Origin of the sequence: Skermanella rosea, assembly GCF_016806835.2 — a bacterium.
Lineage (GTDB): Bacteria > Pseudomonadota > Alphaproteobacteria > Azospirillales > Azospirillaceae > Skermanella > Skermanella rosea.
Genome location: NZ_CP086111.1, coordinates 1 through 22,429, shown reverse-complemented (window position 1 = coordinate 22,429; position 22,429 = coordinate 1). Strand labels below are relative to the sequence as shown.

Below are 22,429 nucleotides of genomic sequence, written 5' to 3'. Positions count from 1 at the left end.
TTCCGGCTCATCCTCCCGCAGGCGGAAATGTGCGAGCCGCAGATGTAACATCGGTCAGCGCGTACCTTTCCGCAATGGCAAAAAAAGAAGAGATGATGGTGCGGTTATATTGAACGACCAGTGAAAAATGACCCTCACCATCTTTGATACACAGTTGGGCGTGGGAAATCAGCCTTGCGTACACTTCGGCCGCTGCCACGGGTACCTGATTGTCCATGTCGCCATGCCAGATCACCGTCGGCACCGCGATGTCTCCGACGTGGAAATTCCAGGGCTGGGCGAAGTTGCGCACATCGTCGAGGGCACCCTGCGGACCGTTCCGCAGCGCCTCCCGGAAGCTGTCCAGCACATGGATGCCGGCCCGCCCGGCCAGGACGCGGCGGTCCGCCTCCGGCAGGCGGCCGAACCGCAGCAGCGCCCGCAGCAGCGAGGCCGACCGCAGGCCGAGGACGAGGCGTCGCCCCACGCCCACGGCCAGCGTCGCGGAGCCGGGGAGCCGGTCCAGCATCATCAGCTGCGCCGCGGCACCGCCGGCTTCCCACCCCATGTTCGGCGGCGCTATGCCGCAGATCAGCGCCAGCCCGGTGACGCGGCCCGGGAGCAGCGCCGCGCAGGCAGCGGCATAGGGCGCCCCGCCCGAGACGCCGGCCACCGCGAAACGGTCGATCCCCAGCGCGTCGGCGGCTGCCGCCACGTCGGCCGGCCAATCCGCCAGCCGGCGCCCCGGCCTGGGATCGGACCGGCCGTAGCCCGGACGGTCCAGCGCGACCAGCCGGACGCCCGAAATCTCGACCATGCCCGGTTCCAGCCGGCAGCTGGGAAAACCGTGGCAGTACATGACGGGCGGTCCGTCGGGGTCGCCGTACTCGGCGTAGCCCAGGCGCCGGCCGTCGGGCAGAAGGATGGTATCCCGCTTGATCTGGTCTTGCTGCAATCCAGGGCCCCGGAACTCGGATGTGGAGGGTCTGTCACATCCGTCGAGAACAGGCGGCGGTCCAGGAATTGCGGGGCGAGAGGCTAGAATTCGATGCCGAGCAGGGCGCAGGCGCCGGCCACGACCAGCACCCACAGGGCGGACATCAGGAGGATCCAGAGGGCGAGGCTCAGCCGTGCGGACAGGGGGCGGGCAGCGTCGGCGGACGCCTGCGCGGGTGCAGTCCTGTCCAGCGTCTTCGTAACCAAGCCCATCCCAAAGCCCTCGACTGAAGTATCGGCATATTTTATGTAATTTTATGTATTCCGTTACGAAGATTAAGTGGATACCTCCTTCGGCATGGGATGGAGCAGCGGAGATGGGGAGTGACAAGACCGCGATCGCCCTCGCGGCGATCATGCGGAATCCTGACATCGTTCTCTCCGCCAAGGACACAACGGTCCGTACTCCGGCGGGGGTCCGGTCGGGGTAGGACGATTGGATGGGGTGGGTCGCGGGGCGGCGGACTCCACATCCGAAGTCATGCATGTCGTTCCGTCCTCTTCCCCTGCCGCCCCGGCGGCTCTCCGCGCCCTTCCCCAGGTCCAGAAGCTGCTGGAGAGCACCGAGGCCGCCGCCCTCCTGGCGGAGTTCCCGCGCGTGCTGGTGACCGAGGCGGTCCGCGGCGCGCTCGATGCGCTGCGCCGCGCCGTGCTGGACGGGGCCGCGTGCTTCGAGAGTTTTCCCGCGGACAGCTTCTTCGACTCGGTCCGGTCGGCGCTGGAACCGCTGCGCCATGACCGGATGCGCCGGGTGATCAACGGCACCGGTATCGTGATCCACACCAACCTGGGCCGCGCCCCCCTGGCGGAACCGGCGGTTACGGCGGTCGCCGACGTCGCCGCCGGCTACACGAACCTGGAATTCGACCTGGAGAGCGGCACCCGCGGATCGCGCTACGCCGCCGTCACCGGCCTGCTGTGCCGGCTTACCGGGGCGGAGGCGGCCCTGGTGGTCAACAACAATGCCGCCGCCGTGCTGCTGGCGCTGAGCGCCGTGGCCGGGGGCGGCGAGGCCCTGGTCTCCCGCTCCGAGCTGGTGGAGATCGGCGGTTCCTTCCGGGTGCCCGACGTGATCCGCCAGGGCGGCGCCCGGCTGGTCGAGGTCGGGACCACCAACAAGACCCGGGCGTCCGACTACGAGGCGGCGATCACGCCGGAGACCCGGGTGGTCCTGAAGGTCCACCAGAGCAATTACCGCATCGTCGGCTTCACCAGCGCACCCGACCTTGCCGAGCTGGCGGACCTGGGCCGGCGGCGCGGGCTGGTGGTGATGGAGGATCTGGGAAGCGGCACCCTGTTCGACCTGCGCGACATCGGCCTGCCCCACGAACCGACCGTGAGGGAAAGCGTCGCATCGGGTATCGATCTGGTGATGTTCAGCGCGGACAAGTTGCTGGGGGGTCCGCAGGCTGGCATCATAGTAGGCCGTCGCGACCTGGTTGTCCAGTTAAAGAAGCATCCACTGCTGCGGGCGGTCCGGATCGACAAGCTGTCGCTGGCGGCGCTGGAAGCCACGCTGAAGCTGTACCTGGACCCGGCGAGGGTGGTGGCTGCCGTGCCGGTGCTCGCCATGCTGGCAACTCCCCTGCACCGGCTGGAGGAGCGGGCCGGCCGGCTGGCGGAACTGCTGGCCGGCATCGACGGGCTGGAGGTCGCGGGCGCCGAGGGCAAGAGCTATTCCGGCGGCGGCTCCCTGCCGGAGACGGCGCTGCCGACCCGGCTGGTGACGCTTCGGGCGGCGGGACTGGGCACGGCGGAGCTGGCGCGGCGGCTGAGGCTGCACCGGCCGGCGGTGGTCGGCAGGATCGCCGCGGACCGGTTCGTCCTGGACATGAGGACGCTGGCCGACGCGGACCTGCCGGTGATCGCGACAGCAATCCGGGGGGCGGTCCGGGCAGCGGTCCAGGGAGTCCCGGCCCCATGAGGAGCGCACTGGTCGGGGTGATCGGCCATGTGGACCACGGCAAGACGGCCCTGGTCAGGGCGCTGACCGGGATCGACACGGACCGGCTGGAGGAGGAGAAGCGGCGCGGCATCTCCATCGCGCTGGGCTTCGCCCATCTGGCGGTGCCGGACGGCGAGATCGACCTGATCGACATGCCCGGCCACGAACGCTTCGTCCGCACCATGATCTCCGGCGCCACCGGCATCGACGCGGTCCTGCTGGTGGTCGCGGCGAACGAGGGGATCAAGCCGCAGACCGTGGAGCATGTGGAGATCGCCGGGCTGATCGGCGTGAAGCGGGGCATCGTCGCGGTCGCCAAGTGCGACCTGGTGGATGCCGGACGGGCCGAGGCCGCCGGACGGGCCGCCTGCGAGCTGGCGCGGGCCGCGGGCATCGCGGAGGTCACGGCGGTCCCGACCTCCGCCGTGACGGGGGCCGGCCTGGACCGGCTGCGCGAGGTGCTGGCAACCCTGCCCCGCGAGGCCGGGACCGGGGCGGATGCCGGGGTCTTCTTCCTGCCGGCCGACCGGGTGTTCGCGGTGGCCGGTTTCGGGACGGTCGCGACGGGCACGCTCCGGCGCGGCGCGCTGCGGGTCGGCGACGCGGTGGAGATCCAGCCGGGCGGGCGGAGCGCGCGGGTCCGCAGCCTCCAGATCCATGGCCGAGCGGTCGAGACCGCCGGGGCCGGGCGGCGCACCGCCGTCAACCTGCGCGGGGTCGAGCTGTCCGACCTGACGCGGGGCGACGCGTTGGCGACGCCCGGCCTGCTGGTCCCCTCCGTCTGGCTCGACGCGGATTTGCGGCTGCTGCCCTCCGCCGGCCGGGATCTTGGGAGCGGGTCGGTGGTCCGCCTGCTGGTCGGCACCACGGAGACGTCGGCACGGGTGCGGCTGCTGGACCGGGACCGGCTGGAGCCGGGGGACCGCGCCCCGGTCCAGCTCCAGGCCGGCGAGCCGGTCGCGGTGCCGGCCGGCGAACCCTTCATCCTCCGCACGCCATCGCCGCCGTCCACGGTCGGCGGCGGGCGGATCCTCGACCCGGCGTCCCGAAGGCGTCGGCGCCATGACGCCGCCGCGCTGGAGTTCCTCAGCGTGCTGGCGACCGGGGCGCCGGCCGCCGTGGTCGCGGCCCGGCTTCGAGCCGCCGGCGCCGAGGGGAGCGCGGTCGCGGAGCTGTGCCGGCTGCTGGCGGTTTCACGTGAAATGCTGTGCGGCATCCTGCCGGATGCGGGGGCCGAGTTTCTGGGCGAGGACACCGTGCTCCTGGCGGAGGTGCTGCGCGACCAGGAATGCCGCCTTCTGGCGCTGGTCGAGGAGCATCACCGCCGCCACCCGACCGAGCCGGGCCTGCCCCGGGAGAGGCTGGAGCGCACTGCCGCCGCCCTGGCCGCCGGCCTTGTCCGCCGGGGCATCCTGGTCAATGACGGGGGGCGGCTGCGCCACCGGGATTTCAACCCGGCGGCCCTGATGTCGGAACGGGACCGGAGCGTCATCGCGGCGGTCGAGACGCCCTTCCGGGAGGGCGGGCTGACGCCGCCGGACCTCGCCGCCGTGGTCGGGTCGGACAAGGCCCGGTTCCAGGCGGTGCGCTATCTGGTCCGCACCGGGACGCTGGTCCGGACCACCGACCGGGTGCAGAAGCGCGACATCCTGTTCCACCGCGACGCGGTCGCCAAGGCGAAGCGGATCATGGCGATCCATCTTGCCGACCGGGCCGGCGGCTTCCTGGTCGCCGACCTGGGCCGGTTGCTCGGCATCTCGCGGAAGTTCAGCATCCCGCTGCTGGAACACCTGGACGCCGCCGGCTTCACGCGGCGCCAGGACGACCGCCGCGTGATCGCCGGGACGGGGGAGCGGGCGCCCTGACCCCGGTTCCCCTCGTCGGTGCCAAGTTCAATCAGAACCGGCACCGGGTCTCCGGCCGGTCGTCGCCCAGGCTGTCCAGTTCCGTCACCTGGTGCAGGAAGCCTTCCTGGGGGGAAACGGAGACCAGCATGCGCGGGTTGACCAGCAGGATCGGCTGGCGCATCTGGCCGTCCCACGGGCGGAAGCTGAGCGGCTGGCCCTTGAAGCCGCCCAGCGCGAAGTCGGGGCTGCGGATGAAGCCCTCGATCGTCTTGGGATCGGCCGAGTTGGTCCGGGTCGCGGCCTCGCCGATGGTGCGGACCGCCAGCCAGGCGGTGTGGTCGCGTTCGGTCATGCTGCGGCCGGCCTGACGCTCGAACCGGCGCTGGAGCTGGGTGGCGCCCCAGTTCTCCGTCACCCGCGACCAGGCGGTGGGCACCAGCCCCTGTGTTCCGGCGACCGGGCGCGGGCGGGCGGTGCGGTGAACCAGATATTCGCCGAACTGGTCCCCCTCGTCGGCGACGATCAGGATGTCGTAGTCGTCCACCTGGGTGAAACCCTGGATGGCGTCGCGCTCGTTGACGGCGCCGCTGTCGGTGCGGCGGTTGCCGGTCTCGAAGGTCCAGGGTTTGTCCACCACGATTCGGGTGTTGTAGCGCTTGGCGGTCCTGCGGATCGCCTCGGCCAGCTTCTTGTCGCCCTCGCCCGGCCCCTCGACCAGGAACCAGCGGGTCCAGCGCTTGAACACGAGGTATTGGCCGAGGGCGTCGGCCAGCATGGCCCGGCTGGGGATGGTGTGCAGGACATTGGCGCGGCACTGGTCGCGGCGCAGGCTGTCGTCGCGCGCGCGGGCATTCAGGATCAGGGCGTCGCCGGCTTCCGGCAGGTCGGCGATGGCGAGCAGGGCCTGGGCCGGCAGGTCGGAGACGATCAGCCTGACGCCGCGCCCCAGCATCTCGCGCGCGGCGGCAGCGGGGTCGCCGTCCTCCGGCACGATCGCCTCGTCCAGCTTGAAGTCCTGGCCGAGCAGCCGGCCGGTGGTCGCGTTGTCCTTCAGCCCGAGCTGGGCGCCCTGGATACCCTCGTCCTCCAGGATCGGCTCGACGAAGGACAGCGGCTCGCGCGGGGGTTCCTGTTGGCCGAGATAACCGATGGTCACCTCGACGGCACGGGCGGGGACGGCGGCGACCGCGACGACGGCGCCTGCGGCGGCCGCGATGCAGGCGGCCCGGATGGTTCTGGACAGTTTCATTCGTTTCTTCCTCCCTGTCGTCCTATGTGTTCCCGGATCAGTCCAGGAAAAGGTCGGACATCAGGGGTTTCGACGGATCGACGGCATAGGGGGCGAAGTCGGTGATTCCTTCCTCCCTCAACACCTCGTCGTCGATGAAGAAATTGCCGGTGCAGCTCCGGCTGTCGCGGCACAGGATGGCGTGGGCCGCGTCGGCGACGATCTCCGGCTTGCGGCCGGTCCCGGGATCGACGCCGGGGATCATGGCGAGGGCGGCGGTCGCGATCAGGGTGCGCGGCCACAAGGCGTTGACGGCAATGCCGGCGTCCCGGAACTCGGCGCTCATGCCCAGAACGCACATGCTCATGCCGTATTTCGCCATGGTGTAGGCCGTGTGGTCCTTGAACCACTTGGGATTCATCGCGAGCGGCGGCGACAGCATCAGGACATGGGGATTGGCGGCCTTGCTGAGATGCGGGATGCAGGCCTGGGAGGTGGCAAAGGTGCCGCGCGCGTTGACGCCCATCATGAGGTCGAAGCGCTTCATCGGCGTTTCCAGCGTGCCGGTCAGGCTGATGGCGCTGGCGTTGTTGACCAGGATGTCGATCCCGCCGAACGTCTCCACCGCTTGGGCGACGCCGGCGGCGATCTGGGCCTCGTCGCGGATATCGACCTGGACGGCCAGCGCCTTGCCGCCGGCGGCCTCGATCTCCTCCGCCGCGCTGTGGATGGTGCCGGGAAGCTTGGGGTGGGCCTCGGTCGTCTTGGCGGCGATGACGATGTTGGCGCCGTCGCGCGCCGCGCGCAGGGCTATGGCCTTGCCGATGCCGCGGCTGGCGCCGGTGATGAACAGGGTCTTGCCCGAAAGGGTGCCGGTGCCGGCGGGTGCCATGGTCGTTTCCTCCGAAATCGCGGTGCGACTGGTTCTTGTGATTATTTGCCGGTGAAGGAGGGCTTGCGCTTCTCCAGGAAGGCGGTGACGCCCTCCGCGAAGTCGGAGGTCACGGCGCTGGCGGCGAACCGCTCGGCTTCCGCCTGGAGCTGGGTTTCCAGGGTCGTGTTGAGCGACGCGTTGAGCAGCTGCTTGGTCCGCCCATAGGCCGCGGTCGGGCCGGCCGCGAGCCGGTTGGCGAGCTTGGCGGTCTCGTCCTCCAGGTTGGCGGAGGTGACGGCGCGGTTGATCAGGCCGAGGCTTTCGGCGTCGGTGGCGCTGAAGCGATCGCCCAGCAGCGCGATCTCCATCGCCTTCTTCATGCCGACGGCGCGGGCCAGGTGGAAGGTCGAGCCGCCGTCCGGGCTGACGCCGATATGGCAATAGGCCAGCGTGAAGACGGCGTCGTCGGCCGCGATGGCGAGGTCGCAGGCCAGCACGAGGCTGACGCCGAAACCGGCGGTGGCGCCGCGCACGCTGGCGACGACCGGCTTGGGCATGCGCCGCAGGATGACGATGGATTCGTGGACCTGGTGGATCAGTCGCTCGAAATAGCTGCGCCGGGCGCCGCTGGATTCCGCCAGCAGGGCGGAGAACATCTTGATATCGCCGCCGGCCATGAAATTGTCGCCGGCGCCGCGGATCACCACCGCGCGGACCGCGTCGTCCTCCTCGCAGCGGGACAGGCCGGCCGACAGCCCCTCGGCAAGCTTGGTGTCGAGGGCGTTGAGCGCGCCCGGCCGGTTGAGCGTCAGCGTCGCGACGCCCCCCGCGATGTCGAGCAGTACCCGATCGTTGATGTCGGTGGTCAAGGCATGTCCCTTCCTGGCGGCCTGTCCATGGCATGCCCCGTGCCGTGCCGCCACGGCCGGGAGCTTGTCATCCTTGCCATCGGGATCGGCGGCTCATGTCGGCGAATGCCGCCGATCCGGACGGTGTGACAAGGTACCCGTTGACGGGATGCCGCTCAACAGGAGCGCGGTCAGGGTTGTTCGAGAGCGGCGGCGTTCCGGGGCAGGGAATGTCATGATTCGTCATCATCGACCCCGGACAGGGGAGGTCGGAGCCCGGGAAGCCGGAGCCTGGGCCGGAGCAGGGGCCGAAACCGCGGAGGCCGGGGCCGGTTCGCGCAGCCGAAGGCGATCCTCGGGCCACCGGTCGGCGGGCAGCAGCCGATAGTCCGCGTCGAAGAACGCTTCGGGCTCCTCACCGTCCCGGATGCGCGGGATCAATTGGGGGTGGTGCCTCACGATCAGGTCCCGGCACAGGGACCGCCGCTCCGCCTTCGCCTCGCGGGCCTTGCTCTCCTCCTTCTTCGGGTCCGGGGGGACGGGGGCGGCCTCGACCGGAGGGATGGATTCCGGCGGCATCGGCGGGTCGAACAGGATGTTGCTGAAATTATCGACGTCGCCGGGAGGTCCGTCGGATTCCTCCGTGTTTGTGGGGGCGGGAGCGTGGCCGTCGCCATCCCCGGCACGGGCGGCGGACCCGCGCGCCGCCGGCTTGGCGACGGCGAGGCCGCGGAACCGGGCGATCTGATCCACGGCGCGCAGGGCCGCGGAGTGGCGGTGGCGTTCCACCGCGTCGAGCATCACGCGCTTGAGGATGCCGACCAGCTCGTCGGTTTCCTCCCGCTGGCGGCGGTCCTCCTCGGCGGCGAGCTGGGCCACCCGGGCGGCGACCTCCCCTTCCTTCATCAGGCGCGAACCGGTCTGGCGCGCGCTGTCATGGGCATAGCCGGAGAGCCGCGCCGCCTCCGCCAGGCTGCGGCCGGCCGCGACGTGGCGGGCGAAGGCTTCGCGGCGGCGGGGGAGCTGGGAGACGTTCTCGGGCATGGCGGGGCTCTCCGGACGGGGGACTGGTTGTAGGTGTTTTATCCTTTCTTTTTCAGGAATTCAATCTTAAGATCGGCAGGCGTGATCCCTGGGAGGGTGCGCGTCACGCGCACCTTGGGCGGCGGGACGCCGCCGCTGCGCAGGCCGGTTACCGGCCGGGAAGCGGCGCCGAAGTCCGGGGAGCGCGGGGGCCGCCCTTGGGGCGGGCGGCCTCGACCATCATCATCTCGCCGACATTCTCCGGGGTGATCAGCCCGACCAGGCGTCCGGTGGCGTCGTTGATGCCGACGGCGGGAAGGCGGTTCTCCTGCATCAGGCGCAGGGCCTCCTCCAGGTTCTGGCGCTGGCCGATCACCGGGATGTCGGTGCGCATCACCTCCAGCACGGGCGTGTCGGGACCGCGGTCCCGCAGCGCCCGGATCATGTCGTCGCGGGTCAGCACCCCGCGCAGCCGGCCGGAGCCGTCCACGATGGGGAATTCGTGCTGCGTGGTGTGGATCAGGCACTGCACGGCGTCCTCGACGACGCTGGCGGGGGACAGGCTTTCGAACTGGGTGATCATGGCGTCGCCGGCCATGACCCCGCGGGAGACCTCGCGGATCTGCACCGCGTGGGCTTCCGACGAGGCGGCGAGATAGACGAACAGCGCGATGAACAGCAGCAGGGGATTGCCGAACAGGCCCAGCAGGCCGAACACGAAGGCGACGCCCTGCCCGATCGTGGCGGCCACCGCCGTGCCGCGCCCATAGCCCATGCGCTGGGCCAGGAAGGCCCGCAGGACCCGGCCGCCGTCCATGGGAAAGGCGGGGATCAGGTTGAACAGCACCAGGAACACGTTCACCCAGGCGAGCCGGGCCAGCATGCTGACGCCGGGGTTCTGGACCTCCGACCCGTCGGCGGGCAGGCCGACCGACAGCGGGAACCCGCCGGCCAGGAGCGCCACGTAGAGGGCGGCGGCGATCACGACGTTGACGGCAGGACCGGCCAGCGCGATCACCAGCTCCTGCGACGGCTTCTCGGGGATGCGCTCGAGCCGCGCCACGCCGCCGATCGGCAGCAGGGTGATGTCAGGCGTCTGCACCCCGTAGCGCCGCGCCGCGAAGACGTGCCCGAACTCGTGCAGCAGCACGCAGGCGAACAGCAGCACGATGAAGACGACGCCTTCCAGCGCCGCCGGCCCGCCGCCCTGGGCGTAATGCATCGCGCCGATCCAGACGAGGAAGAGAAGAAAGGTGACGTGGATCCGGATGACCGTGCCCTTGACGGTCCCGATGGGGATTGACCAGCTCATGGCAGCCCTCGCGTTCGATGCCCGGTTCTATGCTCTGCGGGTTCACCGGAGAGGAACAGGCCGACGCGGGATTCCGTGCCGTGATCATGCAGGGTGCGGCGGATGGGCGCGGGGTCACCGGCGGGATGGCCGGGCGTTCAAACGGCCTGCCCCGGGGCTTTCGAGAGCGGGATGGGATCGGCCGGCATCGTGAAAAGAGGGGCGGGTCGGGGAACCGGGAGAACCTTCACGTCCGAGGTTTCCTGATTCGACGACCGGCAAGGAGTGGAGCGGGTCCGGCCTGAAGATCCTTATGGAGGTTACGCTCGGCCTTGCCGATCAGGTCGGCGCGGAACTTCTTCCCCTCCGGCTTGTCGTTCAAGTGAATGTGAGAGTTCACTTCGATGATGAGCACGGCATCGTCGTACTGGATCAAATACACCAGTGCGTTCGAGGGTCCATCCAGATGCAGGTGCATCACCTTACCCTTGACGAGCATGTCGTCACCTCGGCGATCCATGCTGGGGCGGTAAAAGCGATCCGGGACGGCAACACCCGACTCGATCAGGTCGATCAGCAGTTCCAGATCGGCCTGCTGGCGCGAGGAAAGGGACACCGTGATATCGAGATGGTCACCGACGATGCCGACGATCTTCGGCTTCGCTTCGATGTACCGCAGGGAGAGGCGGGTGGGCCGCGAAATTTCAACTGAACTCAGGAACGCGGCATCTTGCCGAAAAGGCGTTCGCGCCGCTCTTCCTTCGACATGCCTGTCAGCAAAGTGACCTTGGCGTCGCCGCCCTCCGCCTTGGCGGCGGCATCAAGGATGCGCCGCGCCCTGACGACGCCGGCGTCGTCAACGATACGCTCGACCACCTGTCCAACCACATCACGATGGCGCCTGCGGACCAGAACGGGAGGCGCAACCGCACCGCCGTACGATCGAAGCACATTTTCGAGGTCTGCAAGGGGCAAAGCAAAGCGGTTCCGGTGGTCTCGCATCGCATATCACGCATTTTAGCAGGTTTCACAGTAGGGTAGTCGAGCCCGGGTTTGCAAGCACCACCTGGGGCGCGCCTTTGCCATGCAGCGGGCACCCAGAGCGTAAACCGCGTGGGGGCGGCCCATCGATCCTGCGGGACCTCTCTCACAGGCGGAGCGTCCTGAGGCGCAGGGCGTTGCCGATCACGCTGACGGAGCTGAGCGCCATCGCCGCGGCGGCGATGATCGGGCTGAGGGTCCAGCCGAACAGCGGATAGAACAGGCCGGCGGCGACGGGGACGCCCAGCGCGTTGTAGACGAAGGCCAGGACGAGGTTCTGGCGGATGTTGGACATGGTGGCCCGGCTGAGCGTGCGCGCCCGCGCGATGCCCGCCAGATCGCCCTTCACCAGGGTCACGCCGGCGCTCTGGATGGCGACGTCGGTCCCGGTGCCCATGGCGACCCCGACGTCGGCCTCCGCCAGGGCCGGCGCGTCGTTGACCCCGTCGCCCGCCATGGCGACGATGCGGCCCTGTGCCTTGAGGCGTTTCACGACCTGGTTCTTGTCCTCGGGCAGGACCTCCGCCTCGATGTCGGGGATGCCGAGGGTCCGGGCCACGGCTTCGGCGGTGGTCCGGTTGTCGCCGGTCAGCATCACGATGCGGATGCCGTCATCGCGAAGCCTGGCGAGCGCCTCCGGCGTGCTGGCCTTGACCGGGTCGGCGACGGCGATCACGCCGCCGGGCCTGCCGTCGATCGACGCGAACAGCGCCGTGGCGCCGTCGCGCCGAAGCGCGTCGGCGCGGCTCTCCAGGTCGCCCGGATCGACGCCCTGGTCCCGCATCATGGCGGCGTTGCCCAGGGAGACCGCGCGCCCGCCGACATGCCCGGCCACGCCCTTGCCGGTCACCGACCCGAAGCCGGTCACGTCGAGGAGGTCCAGCCCGCGGTCCCGGGCGGCGGAGACGATTGCCGCCGCCAGCGGGTGCTCGCTCGACCGTTCCAGCCCGGCGGCCAGCGACAGGACCGTCGCTTCGTCGAAGCCCGGCGCCGGGACGACGGCGACGACGCGGGGCCGGCCCTCGGTCAGCGTGCCGGTCTTGTCCACGACCAGCGTGTCCACCTTCTCGAACCGCTCCAGCGCCTCCGCGTTCTTGATCAGCACGCCCGCGCCCGCTCCCTTGCCGACCCCGACCATGATGGACATCGGCGTCGCCAGCCCCAGGGCGCAGGGACAGGCGATGATCAGGACCGAGACGGCGGCGATGAGGGCGTGGGCGAAGGCGGGGGACGGCCCCCAGGCCATCCAGGCGGCGAAGGCCAGCACGGCCACGACGATCACGGAGGGCACGAACCAGGCGGACACGATGTCGGCGAGCCGCTGGATGGGAGCCCGGCTGCGCTGGGCCTCCGCGACCATGGCGACGATGCGCGACAGCATCGTGTCGGAACCGACCCCGTCCGCCCGCACGACCAGCGCGCCGGTCTGGTTGAGGGTGCCGCCGATGACCTTCGCCCCCGGCTCCTTCCCCACCGGCATCGACTCGCCGGTCACCATGGATTCGTCCACCGCGCCGCGCCCGTCGAGGACGGTGCCGTCCACCGGGACGCTCTCGCCGGGCCTGACCCGCAGGCGGTCGCCGACCCGCACCCGGTCGAGCGGGACCTCCTCGTCCTCGCCGCCGTCGCGGATGCGCCGCGCCGTCTTGGGGGCCAGGTTCAGCAGCGCCTTGATGGCGCCGCCGGTCCGCTCCCGCGCGCGGAGTTCCAGCATCTGCCCCAGCAGCACCAGGACGGTGATGACGGCGGCGGCCTCGTAATAGACCGCGACCAGTCCCTCCGCGTTCCGGAACCCGGCCGGGAAGAGGCCCGGCAGGAACGTGGCGACGAGGCTGAAAAGGTAGGCGGCGCCCACGCCGAGCGCGATCAGCGAGAACATGTTGAGGCGGCGGGTCACGAAGGACCGCCAGCCGCGCTCCAGCAGCGGCCACCCGGCCCACAGGACGACCGGCGTGGCCAGCAGGAACTGGATCCACAGGGAGACGCGGGGCGCAATGACGCCATGGAGCCCCATGCCGGGAAGGTGCGCCGCCATCTCCAGGATCAGCAGCGGGACGGTCAGGATGGCGCCGATCCGGAAACGCCGGCTCATGTCGGCGAGTTCGGGGTTCGGCCCGTCCTCCGCGCCGCCCGCGACCGGCTCCAGCGCCATGCCGCAGATGGGACAGGTGCCGGGGCCTTCCTGGCGGATCTCCGGATGCATCGGGCAGGTGTAGATGACGCCCTGTCCGGCCGGCTCCGGCGGCGCGCCGGCGGGGTTCAGGTACCGGTCGGGATCGGCGACGAACCTGTCATGGCAGGCGGAGGAGCAGAAATGCAGGGTCCGCCCGCCGTGCTCGGCGCGGTGCCGGGACGTGGCCGGGTCCACGGCCATGCCGCAGACGGGGTCCTTCGCCGTCGGCTTGCCGTGGTCCGGATGGGAATGGCCGTGGTGGTGGCCGTGATGATTGCCTGCGGGATGCGGATCGGCCATGCCGGTCCTCCGTTTCCTCGTGCGTTATCACCGGCCCGCCGGGCCGGGATCAGTGCCGCGCGTAGACCTGGGCGCCGCCGCCGGCGTCGAACAGGATCACGTCGTAGGGCTGGCCGGTGCCCAGATCCATGCCGGGCGCGTCCGCCGGCATTCCGGGTGCGGCCAGCCCCGTCGCCTTGGGCTTCTCCGCGAGCAGGCGCAGGACGTCCGTCGCCGGGACGTGTCCCTCGACCACGTAGCCGCCGACCTTGGCGGTGTGGCAGGAGCCGAGCGCGTCGGGGACGCCGCTGGCCGTCTTGACCGGCTGGACGTCCTCGATGTCGTGGACCTTCACGGTGAAGCCGGCGGCCTGCATGTGCTTCACCCAGCCGCCGCAGCAGCCGCAACTGGGGGATTTCCAGACCTCCACCTCCTGGCCGGCGGCGGCCGGGTCGGCGTGGGCGGGCATGGCCGGGGCGAAGGCGGCGGCACCGATCGCGAAGGCGCCGGTCAGGGCGGCGAGCAGGGTCTTGCTGGTCTTCATGATATCTCCCGGAGCGGGGCGCCCGCACCGCATGCGGGCGCCCCCGAGGGTTTTTGGCGGATCGGTTCCAGGCGGCGGGAACCGCCCCACTCACATCATGCCCATGGGGCCGGAAAGCAACCTCTCGGCCTTGTCCCGCTGATCCTCCGACAGGGCGGCGAACAGGGGTCCGGCGGCGGCGTTCAGCGCGCTCATCGCCTCGGCGCGGGCCGTCATGATCCGGGCGCGCCGCTCGAGACGGTCCTGCCAGTCCGAGGCGGCGGCTTCCAGGCTCATCATCTGCCGATGCATGGTCCGGTGGGTTTCCGCATTCCGGCGCATCGCGTCGGCGAAGTCGTTCCAGAATTTCTGCTGCGCGTCGGTGATGCCGATCTCGGCCTTCAGGAAGGCGACGCGGCCCTCGACATGCTCGAAGGGCATGCCCATGCCGCCTTGGCCCATATTGCCTTGGCCCATGCCGCCCATGCCGCCTTGACCCATATTGCCTTGGCCCATGCCGCCCTGGCCCATCCCCTGCATCATGGGCATGCCTGCGGAACTGCCGCCCTGGCCGGAGCGCATCATCGGGCAGCCCGTCATCATGCCGCCTTGGCCCATCATGCCGCCCTGGTGGCCGCCCATGGACATGCCCTGCATCGGCATCTGCTGGCCGCCCATGCCGGGCATTCCCATGCCGGCGCCCGGCTGCGGCGCCGGATCGGGGGCGGGCTGCGCCTGCGCGGTCTGGCCGGCGGGATGGTGGGCCTGGTGGTCATCCTCCGGGGGCCGGGGTTGCGGCTGGGCCTGGGCGAGGGCCGCCGAGGCCAGCAGAACGAAGGCGGGGAGCGTCATGCGGGTGAAGGTCTTCATCATTTCCTCCTGGAAATCCATGCCGTCTCCGCGACGGGGCGCGAAGAGACGGCGGAGCGACGTGCAAGCCGGGTTCGAATCCCGCCGCCGGACAAGCCGGCGTTCCGGGCCGATCAGGCGAGCGGTCTGGGAGGATGAAGGACGGGAGCCGGATCTATGCCGTCCAGCAATGCGGCGGCCGGCGGCAGCTCCGAACCGGCGGGCAGGCGGACCAGGGGCAGGACGAAGGAGGCGGGAAGACCGCCGGTCACCGTCATGCACTGGAGGCCGATGCGGCATTTGAGGCCGGCATCGCCCCTGCCGGCGCAGTCACCCCCGTCCGCATCGGACGGGAGGGTCGCCGCGGTTCCAGCGCGATGGCCCTCCGGGCCGGCGGCGTGGCCGGCGGCATGGTCGCAGCCGTGCCGGAGGTGATGGGCGAACGCGGCGTCCGACACGAACGCGGCCCCGGGCAGCGCCAACAGAAGCAGGCACGCCACCAGGGTCCTCGTGATCTTGCCGATACCGCTTCGCATCCTCGAAGGTCTCGCCAGTGTCTCCGGAAAGTGGCATCGCCGGAAATACGGGCTTCCGGCAGCCTCGTCCCGAGTTTACGCGATGTTCCGCCGCGGACCTTGATCCGCATCAAGATCCGGCTCGGAAAACCCGGCTAGAGGTCGTTGCTCTTCAGGTTGTCGGGATTCATGTTGGAGTGGTCGAGGGAGGATTCCTTTCCTTCGGGATCCTTCCGCCACCAGGGCTCCTTCTTCTCCCCGGCCCCCGCCGCCGGCTGCTCCCGTCCGGCGGTCCCCGGTGCCTGGCCGGCGCTTCCGGTGTCCTTGGTCATCGTCACGGTCCCCCTCTGTGGTTGGACATGGACTCCATGATCGAAACCTTGGAACCGGACTCCCGGGGATTGGTTCCCGCTGGTTGGATGCGCTTTTTTTGTCGCCCCTCAAACGTCCAGGTTCGCCACCTTCAGCGCGTTGTCCTGGATGAACTCGCGCCTGGGCTCCACGATGTCGCCCATCAGGGTGCTGAAGACCTCCTCGGCCTCGTCGGCGTGGTTGACCTTCACCTGGAGCAGGGAGCGCTTGGTCGGGTCCAGGGTGGTTTCCCAGAGCTGCTCGGGGTTCATCTCGCCCAGGCCCTTGTAGCGCTGGATGGTCACGCCGTGGCGGCCGAGTTCCATGATCGCGTCGAGCAGGGCCAGGGGGCCGGTGATCGGGCGGAGTTCCTTGTCCTTGTGGGTCAGGCGGCCGATGCCGGCGTAGTTGGCCTTGAGCGAGGCGGCCATGGTGTTGAGGGTGCGGGCCTCGACGCTCTTCAGCAGGTCGCGGTCCAGGACGTGGCGGTGGGTCACGCCGCGCCGGGTGCGGGAGATCACCAGGGCGTCCTGGCTGGCGCTGCCCTGCCAGCCGCCGCCGGTCATGCCGTCGCTGTCGGACAAGGTGTTGAGGCGCGTCGCGATCTCCGCCGCCAAGGCCGCGGCGCGCTCGGGGTCGTTGAGGATCGCCAGGTCGTAGGCGCCGGCGATGGCGGCCTGCTCGACCACGCGCAGGCTGCCGGCCTTGCGGGTCAGGGTCTCCATCGGGCCGCGCGCGGCGCGGGCCTGCTCCACCAGGGCCTTCAGGCGCTCGCCGACGACCATCACGCCGTCGGACGACGGGCTGAAGATCACGTCGTCGATGCCCTCGTCGGTCAGGTAATCCTCCAGCGCCTTGTCGTCCTTCAGGTACCGCTCGCGCGAGTTGCCGCGCTTGATCCGGTAGAGCGGCGGCTGGGCGATGTACAGGTAGCCCTGCTCGATCACCTGCGGCATCTGGCGGTAGAAGAAGGTCAGCAGCAGCGTGCGGATGTGGGAGCCGTCCACATCGGCGTCGGTCATGATGATGATCTTGTGGTAGCGCGTCTTGGCGACGTCGAACTCCTCCCGGCCGATGCCGGTGCCCAGCGCCGCGATCAGCGTGCCGATCTCCGCCGAGCCGAGCATCTTGTCGAAGCGCGCCCGCTCCACGTTCAGGATCTTGCCGCGGAGCGGCAGGATCGCCTGGTACTGGCGCGAGCGGCCCTGCTTGGCCGAGCCGCCCGCCGAGTCGCCCTCGACGATGAACAGCTCGGACAGCGCCGGGTCGCGCTCCTGGCAGTCGGCCAGCTTGCCCGGCAGCGAGGTGATGTCCAGGGCGCCCTTGCGCCGGGTCAGCTCGCGCGCCTTGCGGGCGGCCTCGCGGGCGGCGGCGGCCTCCACCACCTTGGCGGTGATGCGCTTGGCCTCGTTCGGGTGCTCCTCGAACCAGGTGGCGAGCGCCTCCGATATGGCCGACTCGACCACGGGCCGGACCTCGGAAGAGACCAGCTTGTCCTTGGTCTGGCTGGAGAACTTCGGATCGGGCACCTTGACCGACAGCACGCAGGTCAGGCCCTCGCGCATGTCGTCGCCGGTCAGGTTGACCTTCTCCTTCTTGGCGATGCCGGACTCCGTGGCGTAGTTGTTCAGCGTGCGGGTCAGCGCCGCCCGGAAGCCGGCCAGGTGGGTGCCGCCGTCACGCTGCGGGATGTTGTTGGTGAAGCACAGCATCGTCTCGTGATAGCTGTCGTTCCACTGGAGCGCCGCCTCGACCGTGATCTCGCCGCCCAGCTCGCTGGGGCGGACGGCGGACAGGGCGATCGCCGGCTTGTGCAGCGCCGCCTTGGACCGGTCCAGGTACTGGACGAAGGCTTCCAGCCCGCCCTCGTAATGCAGGTCGACCACCTTGGGCTCGACCCCGCGGGCGTCGGTGAGCTGGAGATAGACGCCGGAATTGAGGAAGGCCAGCTCGCGCAGCCGGTGCTCCAGCGTGCCGAAGTCGAAGTCGGTCTTGGTGAAGGTGGCCTTGGAGGGCAGGAAGGTCACCTCGGTGCCGGTCAGCGGCTTGCCGCCGACGAGCGGCGCCTCGCCCGCGTCCTTCAGCGGCTCGACCCGGTCGCCGTGGCGGAAGTCCATCTCCCAGATCCGGCCGGCGCGCCAGATGCGCAGCGTCAGCAGCTCGGACAGGGCGTTGACCACCGACACGCCGACTCCGTGCAGGCCGCCGGAGACCTTGTAGGAGTTCTGGTCGAACTTTCCGCCGGCATGGAGCTGGGTCATGATGACCTCCGCCGCCGAGACGCCCTCCTCCTCGTGCATGTCCACGGGGATGCCGCGGCCGTTGTCGCGGACCGTGACCGATCCGTCGGCGTTGAGCACCACCTCGACCTTGTCGCAATATCCCGCCAGCGACTCGTCGATGGCGTTGTCCACCACCTCGTAGACCATGTGGTGGAGGCCCGAGCCGTCATCGGTGTCGCCGATATACATGCCAGGGCGCTTCCGCACCGCGTCCAACCCCTTCAACACCTTGATGGAGTGGGCGCCGTATTCCTGCGGTGCGGAGTCGGGTGTCTTGAAAGCTTCCTGTGCCATCGGTCGATACTATCAGAGTTTCGGGGTACATGCCGGGGGATTAATCCCCAAGGCGGAGAATTGCGGCGGTTTCCCGCTAGGCCGGATGGACATGGGCGTCCTCCACGCGGAAGAAGCTGGCCCGGTCGCCCAGCTCGGCGAAGATGCCGGCGTCGGTGCCGGTCAGCCAGGCCTGGGCGCCGAGATCCAGGATCTCGCCGAACAGGGCGCTGCGCCGGTCGGCGTCCAGGTGGGCCGCCACCTCGTCCAGCAGCATCAGGGGCGGCTGGCCGCGCTCGGCCGCCATCAGCCGGGCGTTGGCCAGGACGATGGCGATCAGCAGGGCCTTCTGCTCGCCGGTCGAGCAGAACTCGGCCGGCATGTCCTTGCCGCGGTGGCGGACCGCGAGGTCGCTGCGGTGGGGACCCGCGGTACCCTCGCCGGAGCCGTCGTGGCGGCGGGACTCGGAAAGCCGGCGGCGCAGCGCATCCTCGGCCGCCAGGGCCGGCTGGTCGGCCAACCAGTCCTCCACCGTGCCGGAAACCGCGAGGTCGGCCCGCGGGAACGGGCCGGTCGCCTGCTCGCACGCCTGCTGGAGCCGCGCCACCATGTCGCGCCGGGCGGCGGCGACCGCGACGCCGGAGGTCGCCATCTCGTCCTCCAGCGCGGACAGCCAGGACTCGTCGCCGCGCCCGTCGCGCAGCAGCCGGCCCCGTTCGCGCAGCGCGTGCTCGTAGCGGCTGAGCCGTCCGGCATGGGCCGGGTCGAAGCCGAACACCAGCCGGTCCAGGAAGCGGCGCCGGCCGCTCGATCCCTCGACGAACAGCCGGTCCATCTGGGGCGTCAGCCAGGTCAGCGCCACATGCTCGGCCAGGGCCACCTGGCCGCGCACGGGGTGGCCGTCGATCCGGACGAGGCGGCGCTCCGGCTGCCCGTCGGCGGTGCCGTCGCGGCCGGTGCCGATGTCGACCGGGCCGAACGGGGTCGCGACCCGCGCCGCGACCGCCCAGCCGCTGCCTTCCGGCGCGCCGATCCGCTCCACGTCGGCCAGGCGGGCGCGGCGCAGGCCGCGGCCGGGCGACAGGAAGCTGACGGCTTCCAAAAGGTTGGTCTTGCCGGCGCCGTTCGGCCCCGTCAGCACGACGGGACGCGCGTCCGCGTCGAGACGCGCGCCGTCGTAGCAGCGGAACTGCGTCAGGGTCAGGCGGGTGACCGCCAGCCGGGGGGCTGGCGCATCGCGCAGGGCTATCGGGGCTGGCGGCATCGCAACTGGCGGCATCGGAACTCCGGCCATACCCGCGGCGGCGCCCGGACCCCTGCCCGGCCACGCCGCGAGGGCCGCGCTTCCCGCACGGCCGCGCGTCAAACGCGCATCGGCATCAGAACATACAGGGCCGAACTGTCGGCCACATCCCGGACGATCGTGGGCGACGCGGCGTCGGCCATGGTGAACCGGGCGCCGTCACCCTCGATCTGCTGAGTGATGTCCAATAGATAGCGAGAGTTGAAACCGATTTCGAGGGGGGAGCTGTCATAACTGACCTCCAGCTCCTCGGTGGCGCTGCCGGCCTCGGGGCTGGTCGCCGACAGGGTCAGGTTGCCCCGGTCGATGCTCAGCTTGACCGCCCGGCTCTTCTCGGTCGAGATGGTCGCGACCCGGTCCACCGCGCTGGCGAAGACCCGGCTGTCCACCTCCAGCACCTTGTCGTTGCCGGTCGGGATCACCCGCTCGTAGTCGGGGAAAGTGCCGTCGATCAGCTTGGACGTGACGGTCACGGCGTCGAAGCCGAAGCGGACCTTGGTCTCGGACAGGCTGACCTCGATCCGGTCGGCCGCCTCGTCGATCAGCTTGCGGATCTCCAGCACGGTCTTGCGCGGCACGATCACGCCGGGAATGCCGGCCGCCCCGTCGGGCAGCGGGATCTCGACCCGGGCCAGCCGGTGGCCGTCGGTCGCGACCGCGCGCAGCACCGGCATCTCCGCCTCGCCGGCGCGCGACTTGGTGGCGTGCAGGTAGATGCCGTTGAGATAGTAGCGGGTCTCCTCCGTGGAGATCGCGAAGCGGGTGCGGTCCACCAGGTTCCGCAGGTCCGACGCGGCGAGGCTGAAGCGGTGCGCCATGTCGCCGCCGGACATCTGGGGGAAGTCCTCGACCGGCAGGCAGCCCAGCTTGAAGTTGGAGCGGCCCGACCGAAGCGTCAGCAGCCCGTTGTCGCCGGAGCTGTCCAGTTCCACCTGGCTGCCGTCGGGCAGCTTGCGGACGATGTCGTACAGGGTGTGGGCCGGCGCCGTGGTCGCTCCCGGCTGGGCGATGTCGGCGGGAACGGACTCGACGATCTCCAGGTCCATGTCGGTCGCGGTCAGCGCAAGCTCGCCGTTCTCGGCCTTCAGCATGACGTTGGACAGGATGGGGATCGTGTTCCGGCGTTCCACCACGCTTTGAACATGCCCGAGGGAGCGGAGGAGGGCGGCGCGTTCGATCGTGATTTTCATGCTGATCCGCTGGTCTCGAGGGGCTTTAGCCGGTTCCGACAGGTGTGTCCGCTGCCGCGCGCACCCCGTCGGATGCCGCGAAGCGGGCGGCGACTATAGCACACGCGGGCGAAAAGCTAACGGATTCCGAACGCGATCCGCCGGCCGGAAGCGGCGTTCCCGGGCGGCGGCCGGAGCGGCGGCGGGGCCGCTCAGCCCTCCAGCATGCGGCGCAGCAGCTCGACGTCCTCGGCGAAGCTCTGGTCGGACGTCCTCAGCTCCTCCACCTTGCGGACGGCGTGCATCACGGTGGTGTGGTCGCGGCCGCCGAACTTGCGGCCGATCTCCGGCAGGGAGCGGGCGGTGAGCTGCTTGGCCAGGTACATGGCGACCTGCCGGGGCCGGGCGACGGCGCGGGCGCGCCGGGCGGAATGCATGTCGGCGAGGCGGATGTTGTAGTGCTCCGCCACCTTCTTCTGGATCTCGTCGATGGTCACGCGGCGGTCGTTGGCCCGGAGCAGGTCGTGCAACACCTCCTGGGTCGATTCCAGCGTGATCGCCCGGCCGACCAGCTCGGCATGGGCGACGATGCGGTTCAGGGCGCCTTCCAGCTCGCGGACGTTGGAGGTGATCTTGTGGGCCAGGAACTCCAGGACCTTGGAGTTGATCTGGACGTTCATCGACTCGGCCTTGGCCTGGAGGATGCCGAGCCGGAGCTCGTAGGTGGTCGGGTGTATGTCCGCGACCAGCCCCCAGCCCAGGCGGGAGCGCAGCCGCTCCTCCATCCCCTCCAGGTCGGACGGCGACTTGTCGGCCGAGATCACGACCTGGCGGTTCTGGTCGACCAGGGCGTTGAAGGTGTGGAAGAACTCCTCCTGGGTGCTGTCCTTGCCGCTGATGAACTGTACGTCGTCGATCATCAGCACGTCGACCGACCGGAACTGCTCCTTGAAGGCCATGGTGTCCTTGAACCGGAGCGCCCGGATGAACTGGTACATGAACTTCTCGGCCGACAGGTACAGCACCCGGCGGTTGGGGTCCTTCTTGCGGATCTGCCAGGCGATGGCGTGCATCAGGTGGGTCTTGCCCAGACCCACGCCGCCATAGAGGAACAGCGGGTTGAAGGTGACGGTCGCGGCGTCGGTGACCCGCCGGGCGGCGGCGTGGGCCAGCTCGTTCGGCTTGCCGACGACGAAGTTCTCGAAGGTGAAGCGCGGGTCCAGGTGGGCGAAATGCTCGTCCCGGCCGTCCAGCCCGAGCTGGGCGCCGGAGGTCGGACGCTCCTCCTCCACCTCGTCGGAGGGAATCGGGGCGGACAGGTCGCCCGCCATGTCGCCGGGCAGGCCCATGTCGTCGTTGGCGGAGGCGCCGACATCCAGCCGGCTGGGCGCCACCACGATGTCCACGGACTGGACGCGCGGATTCTCCCCGGACCAGAGGGCGCGGATCCGGTCGGCATAATGGGTCAGCACCCAGTCGCGCATGAACCGGGTCGGCACGGTGATGCGCACCTCGCCGCCCTTCAGCTCGCTGACGGTGAGCGGCTTCAGCCAGCTCCGATACGCCGTCTCACCGACCTCGTCCTTGAGCCGGCCGCTCACCCGCGCCCATTGCTGATCCAACGAACCGCCTACCGACAT

At 70.1% G+C, this 22,429-nt stretch carries 20 protein-coding genes; 3 read left to right on the top strand and 17 right to left on the bottom strand.

The window, feature by feature from the left end; all coding sequences use genetic code 11:
- Window positions 1-7: 7 nt before the first annotated feature.
- Both JL101_RS00100 and JL101_RS00095 read right to left on the bottom strand, forming a co-directional pair.
- A complete protein-coding gene (locus tag JL101_RS00100; protein WP_203098659.1) occupies window positions 8-934 on the bottom strand; it encodes an alpha/beta fold hydrolase in 927 nt (308 codons plus the stop codon).
- 83 nt (window positions 935-1,017) lie between these two features.
- Entirely contained in the window at window positions 1,018-1,188 is a 171-nt protein-coding gene (locus JL101_RS00095; protein WP_203098658.1) for a hypothetical protein, read from the bottom strand.
- A 268-nt stretch (window positions 1,189-1,456) separates the two neighbouring features.
- Here JL101_RS00095 and selA point away from each other — a divergent pair, with 268 nt between their 5' ends.
- Both selA and selB read left to right on the top strand, forming a co-directional pair.
- Window positions 1,457-2,899, top strand: a complete 1,443-nt coding sequence (gene selA / locus JL101_RS00090) for an L-seryl-tRNA(Sec) selenium transferase (RefSeq protein ID WP_203098657.1) — start codon at window positions 1,457-1,459, stop codon at window positions 2,897-2,899.
- Entirely contained in the window at window positions 2,896-4,785 is a 1,890-nt protein-coding gene (gene selB, locus JL101_RS00085) for a selenocysteine-specific translation elongation factor (protein WP_203098656.1), read from the top strand. The genes selA and selB overlap by 4 nt, the downstream gene beginning before the upstream one ends.
- Window positions 4,786-4,816: 31 nt before the next feature.
- Here the strand turns inward: selB and JL101_RS00080 are convergent, their stop codons facing one another.
- The 5 genes from JL101_RS00080 to JL101_RS00060 form a co-directional block, all read right to left on the bottom strand.
- A complete protein-coding gene (locus tag JL101_RS00080) occupies window positions 4,817-6,016 on the bottom strand; it encodes an ABC transporter substrate-binding protein (RefSeq protein WP_203098655.1) in 1,200 nt (399 codons plus the stop codon).
- A gap of 37 nt (window positions 6,017-6,053) precedes the next feature.
- Entirely contained in the window at window positions 6,054-6,887 is an 834-nt protein-coding gene (locus JL101_RS00075; protein WP_203098654.1) for an SDR family oxidoreductase, read from the bottom strand.
- Between the two features lie 41 nt (window positions 6,888-6,928).
- A complete protein-coding gene (locus JL101_RS00070; protein WP_203098653.1) occupies window positions 6,929-7,738 on the bottom strand; it encodes an enoyl-CoA hydratase/isomerase family protein in 810 nt (269 codons plus the stop codon).
- A gap of 225 nt (window positions 7,739-7,963) precedes the next feature.
- Window positions 7,964-8,761: a terminase small subunit gene (locus tag JL101_RS00065; protein WP_203098652.1), complete on the bottom strand. Its 798-nt coding sequence runs from the start codon at window positions 8,759-8,761 to the stop codon at window positions 7,964-7,966.
- A gap of 148 nt (window positions 8,762-8,909) precedes the next feature.
- Window positions 8,910-10,052 carry a site-2 protease family protein gene (locus JL101_RS00060; protein ID WP_203098651.1) on the bottom strand — a complete coding sequence of 381 codons (1,143 nt, stop codon included), beginning with the start codon at window positions 10,050-10,052 and terminating at the stop codon, window positions 8,910-8,912.
- A 292-nt stretch (window positions 10,053-10,344) separates the two neighbouring features.
- On the opposite strand from JL101_RS00060, the gene JL101_RS00055 reads away from it, so the two are divergent.
- Window positions 10,345-10,743, top strand: a complete 399-nt coding sequence (locus JL101_RS00055) for a hypothetical protein (RefSeq protein WP_203098650.1) — start codon at window positions 10,345-10,347, stop codon at window positions 10,741-10,743.
- A 2-nt stretch (window positions 10,744-10,745) separates the two neighbouring features.
- Here the strand turns inward: JL101_RS00055 and JL101_RS00050 are convergent, their stop codons facing one another.
- The 10 genes from JL101_RS00050 to dnaA all read right to left on the bottom strand — a co-directional run bounded on the left by JL101_RS00050 (window position 10,746) and on the right by dnaA (window position 22,429).
- Complete coding sequence (locus JL101_RS00050) at window positions 10,746-10,907, bottom strand: hypothetical protein (protein WP_203098649.1); 162 nt, start codon at window positions 10,905-10,907, stop codon at window positions 10,746-10,748.
- 271 nt (window positions 10,908-11,178) lie between these two features.
- Window positions 11,179-13,545, bottom strand: coding sequence for a heavy metal translocating P-type ATPase (locus JL101_RS00045; RefSeq protein ID WP_203098648.1), 2,367 nt, complete (start codon window positions 13,543-13,545; stop codon window positions 11,179-11,181).
- A gap of 49 nt (window positions 13,546-13,594) precedes the next feature.
- Window positions 13,595-14,068 carry a DUF411 domain-containing protein gene (locus JL101_RS00040; RefSeq protein ID WP_203098647.1) on the bottom strand — a complete coding sequence of 158 codons (474 nt, stop codon included), beginning with the start codon at window positions 14,066-14,068 and terminating at the stop codon, window positions 13,595-13,597.
- Between the two features lie 90 nt (window positions 14,069-14,158).
- Window positions 14,159-14,938 carry a Spy/CpxP family protein refolding chaperone gene (locus JL101_RS00035; RefSeq protein WP_203098646.1) on the bottom strand — a complete coding sequence of 260 codons (780 nt, stop codon included), beginning with the start codon at window positions 14,936-14,938 and terminating at the stop codon, window positions 14,159-14,161.
- 92 nt (window positions 14,939-15,030) lie between these two features.
- Window positions 15,031-15,432: a hypothetical protein gene (locus JL101_RS00030; RefSeq protein ID WP_203098645.1), complete on the bottom strand. Its 402-nt coding sequence runs from the start codon at window positions 15,430-15,432 to the stop codon at window positions 15,031-15,033.
- A 134-nt stretch (window positions 15,433-15,566) separates the two neighbouring features.
- Window positions 15,567-15,743: a hypothetical protein gene (locus tag JL101_RS00025; RefSeq protein ID WP_203098644.1), complete on the bottom strand. Its 177-nt coding sequence runs from the start codon at window positions 15,741-15,743 to the stop codon at window positions 15,567-15,569.
- Between the two features lie 108 nt (window positions 15,744-15,851).
- Window positions 15,852-18,338: a DNA topoisomerase (ATP-hydrolyzing) subunit B gene (gene gyrB / locus JL101_RS00020; RefSeq protein ID WP_203098643.1), complete on the bottom strand. Its 2,487-nt coding sequence runs from the start codon at window positions 18,336-18,338 to the stop codon at window positions 15,852-15,854.
- A 76-nt stretch (window positions 18,339-18,414) separates the two neighbouring features.
- Window positions 18,415-19,596 (bottom strand): DNA replication/repair protein RecF, encoded by a 1,182-nt coding sequence (gene recF, locus JL101_RS00015; RefSeq protein WP_228435210.1) that lies wholly within the window; start codon window positions 19,594-19,596, stop codon window positions 18,415-18,417.
- An 83-nt stretch (window positions 19,597-19,679) separates the two neighbouring features.
- Window positions 19,680-20,810, bottom strand: coding sequence for a DNA polymerase III subunit beta (dnaN, locus tag JL101_RS00010; protein WP_203098642.1), 1,131 nt, complete (start codon window positions 20,808-20,810; stop codon window positions 19,680-19,682).
- Window positions 20,811-21,001: 191 nt separating this feature from the next.
- The gene (gene dnaA, locus JL101_RS00005) at window positions 21,002-22,429 is read right to left on the bottom strand and encodes a chromosomal replication initiator protein DnaA (protein ID WP_201076286.1); all 1,428 of its coding nucleotides are present in this window, start codon (window positions 22,427-22,429) and stop codon (window positions 21,002-21,004) included.